Here is a 3,794-nt window from a genome sequence, read left to right as displayed (position 1 = left end):
AGATAGATTTCTACTAAATGCGAATAGTTATTCATATTATTGTGTGTTTGCAAATTTTTCACTTTTTTATCTTTATCTTAAAAAACCAAAAAAATCTTTTTTAATTTTCTTAGTAGTCCTACCATTAATCTTTACGATAATAGCCTTTACTACAGAATCAAGAGCTGGATTGTTATTAATAATTTTAATAAACATATTCTTCTGGTTTTTTGTAAATAAAGAGCAAAACAAAAAAATCCATAAAAAGATAGTCCGGATATTGTTTTTAATATTGTTATTTATTTTTATCTCAATTAAGTTTATTGAAATTTATGAAGGTTCAAGAATAAGTCGAAGAGTTGTCCAGACATCGCAAAGGCAAGACCCAAGAGAAGTTTTATTTTATGAAGGAATTGAAGTTTTTACCGACAACCCAATATTAGGAGTAGGGCTTGGTCAATTCCCATTCTATAGTAAATTCAAACAATTTACTCATAATTCCTATGCAGAAATTTTAGCTGAACAAGGAGTAATTGGTGCTATTTTTCTTTTTGCCCTATACTTCATTCCTACTTTAAAAAGTTATACTAACTATAGAGCAAATTCAAGTAACCCGTTATTGAGATGTAATCTTCTATTTTTCATAGTCTTTTTGATTTATAATAATGCATATGTATTCTACAAATTTCCTTTTTCTATGATGTACTTTTTTTTAATTATAAGTATACAAACAAATTACATGTCACAAAAGAGTGATTCTATCTCCATTCAATAATGTACAATACCTTTAGCTCAATACAAAATGTCAATTAAAAATAAAGCAATAACTGGATTCAGCTGGACCATTTTTGAAGGAATTTTTAGTCAAGGTATGATATTCATCGTTGGCATTGTGCTAGCCAGGCTTCTAACTCCAGAAGATTTTGGTATAGTAGGTATTATTACTGCAATAATTAGTGTTGCAAACTCTATGGTGGAAGCTGGTTTTGGGAGTGCTTTAATTAGGAAAGTTAGTTCCTCAGAAAATGATTTTAATACCGTATTTTACACGAATTTACTCACGTCTGGTCTGCTGTATTTATTCCTTTTCATGATAGCACCTTCGATATCTGCTTTTTTCGAGTCTGCTGTTTTGGAGAACCTAATTAAAGTTTCGGGTATTGTATTAATAATCAATGCAATTGCATTGATACAACAAACACTTTTAACCAAATCTTTAAATTTTAAAAAACTAGGATTGATTGCCGTAATTTCTTCATCCATTAGTGGTATAATTTCTATCTATTTAGCTTATGCCGGTCATGGAATTTGGAGTTTAATTGTGCTATTTATTCTAAGGCCACTTATAAGCACAATTTTACTCTGGGTCACTACTAAATGGTTTCCTTCCTTAAAATTTTCAACAAGTAGTTTTAAAGAATTATTTAATTATGGTTATAAAGTCCTTCTAGGTAATTTAATTTCAACTGCTTACAAAAATTTATATTATTTTATTATTGGCAAATATTTTAGCCCAGCATCACTAGGATATTACACAAGAGCAGATCAGTTTCAAAGCCCGCTTTCTGTTAATATTACCGCCGCTATTAGAAGAATTAGTTTTCCTATTTTAGCAAATTATCAGAATGACAAAAAAGTTTTAAAAAATAAATTTGTTCAATTTATAAGATTTAGCATGTATATAAATTTTACAATAATGTTGGCGCTTGCAGCAATAGCCAATCCTTTAATAAATATCTTAATTGGAGATAAATGGGAACAATCAATTATATACTTACAATTGCTTTGCATACCAGGTCTTCTTTACCCATTACAAATTATGCATTTAAATCTGCTATTAGTAAAGGGATATTCCAATTTAAATTTAAAACTAGAGATTATTAAAAAAATTATATTAATACCAATCCTATTATACACGGTCAGCTTTGGAATATTGGCTATGATATACGGACTTATATTTTTTTCAATTTTAGAATACTTCATTAATAGTTATTACACAAAAAAAATAATTGATTATTCGCCAATTAGTCAATTTAAAGATTCTTTACCTTTTTTATCTATCGCATTAATAACTTCACTATCCATGTTTATTTTAACATTTTTCATCAACAATAAATTAGGTTTAATCATAACACAACTTATTGTAGGTTTTATCGTTTTTATAATAGTTAATGAAATAATAAAATTGAAAGAATATTTTATGATTAAACAAAAATTATCATCTCTTCTAAGAAAATTACGCTAATGGCAAAAAAAAATATAGCATTTTTATTAAGTTTGATTTCCGATGGTGGAGGTATTGGACGTGTAACATCTCTTATTTCCAATGAACTATATAAACTTGAGCACTATAATATTCACATAATTAGTTATGTAAAAAGCGAAACAAATTTTTATTTATGGAATCAAAATCTTACCTATCATTTTCTTCGCGAGGACCAAATTCCAATGAAAAAAGGAATTTTTAAAGCATCCAAAGTTTTAAGAAATGTAATAACTAAAAACAAAATTGACATTTTAGTTTCTTGTGGTCAAATCGTTGGACCATTAGGAGTTTGTGGCAGCTTGTTTAAGAACACAAAACTTATATATTGGTCTCACACTAGTTTTAAAGGTGCATCAAAAAAACAATTCAGGATGTTTAATGAGCATTTTACTGCTTTATTTTCAAATTATCTGGTCTCTCTAACAAAAGCAGATGAAATTAATTATAAGAAAGAAACATTTGCTAAAAAAGTAATTCAAATATATAATCCAATTGATAGTAGAATTGAGAACCTTCCAAGGAACTATGATGAGACAACCAATAAAATAATTAGTGTTGGTAGATTACAGTTTGAAAAATATTTCGAAATTATTACCCAAGTAATGCCAATAATTTTAAAATCTTATCCGGAAACTGAATGGCATATTTATGGTTCTGGTGGCTTTAAAGAAAAATTAGAAAATTTAATTAATCAAAATAATTTGGAAGGTAAAGTTATATTAAAAGGACAAACTAATAAGCTATATGAACTTTATCCAAAATATTCAATTATGGTTATGACTTCTCGTTATGAAGGGTTTCCTATGAGCTTATTGGAAGGACTTGCCTTTAATTTACCGTTAGTTAGTTTTGATGTTTTAACGGGTCCAAATGAAATTATTAGAGAAGAAATCAATGGTTATCTAATTCAACCATTTGATGTTGAAGAAATGGCAAATAAAATTATCTCACTTTTAAAGAATCCTGAGAAAATGAGAGAGTTCTCTAATAATAATCGACAATATATTCAAGAATATAGCACTTCATTAGTTTTAAAAAAGTGGCAATACTTATTGGATATTATTTAGAACTATGTTTACTTGTTAAAACTTTCAATATATTTTATTAATAATGATAAAAATTTTTGTTATAACTAATTGAATTAATATTTAAAAGGCTCAAGTATTAAATTAATAATTTTTTTTAGACCCTGTACTTTAAATTTACTAATAAGAACATTTTACCTGCCCATTTAATTAACATGAACATTCTATACCTACATCAATACTTCACCACACCAGATCAACCTGGCGGCACACGTTCTTATTGGAACAGCCTAGAGTTACTAAAGCATGGTCATAAAGTAACTGTTATTTCTTTAGGAAAAAATAATATAAAAAAGTTTGAGCGTAAAACGGTAGATGGCATAGACGTCATATATGTTAGAGTGCCCTATTCACAAACCATGAGTATAGCATCACGTTTAAAATCTTTTTTGCACTTTATGGTGTTTTCTACATATTTAGCAATGAAAGAAAAAAATATTGATTTTGTAATAGCCACCTCTACC

General features: G+C 27.6%; 3 protein-coding genes and 1 pseudogene. All 4 read left to right on the top strand.

Annotated features, from left to right (window positions below; translation table 11 throughout):
- The coding region (locus ABJG40_RS00020; protein ID WP_348022527.1) for an O-antigen ligase family protein at positions 1 to 754 on the top strand (754 nt) is incomplete at its 5' end.
- Between the two features lie 27 nt (positions 755 to 781).
- Positions 782 to 2,224: a lipopolysaccharide biosynthesis protein gene (locus ABJG40_RS00015; protein WP_348022526.1), complete on the top strand. Its 1,443-nt coding sequence runs from the start codon at positions 782 to 784 to the stop codon at positions 2,222 to 2,224.
- Positions 2,224 to 3,312: a glycosyltransferase gene (locus ABJG40_RS00010; RefSeq protein ID WP_348022525.1), complete on the top strand. Its 1,089-nt coding sequence runs from the start codon at positions 2,224 to 2,226 to the stop codon at positions 3,310 to 3,312. Before ABJG40_RS00015 ends, ABJG40_RS00010 begins: the two co-directional genes overlap by 1 nt.
- A gap of 173 nt (positions 3,313 to 3,485) precedes the next feature.
- Positions 3,486 to 3,794, top strand: a pseudogene (locus ABJG40_RS00005) (glycosyltransferase WbuB); the annotation flags it as partial.

It is taken from the genome of Polaribacter sp., assembly GCF_039939415.1.
In the GTDB taxonomy this organism is placed as follows: Bacteria; Bacteroidota; Bacteroidia; order Flavobacteriales; family Flavobacteriaceae; genus Polaribacter.
Note: the sequence above shows the minus strand (reverse complement) of the source record. Positions and strands in the feature narration are given on the sequence as shown.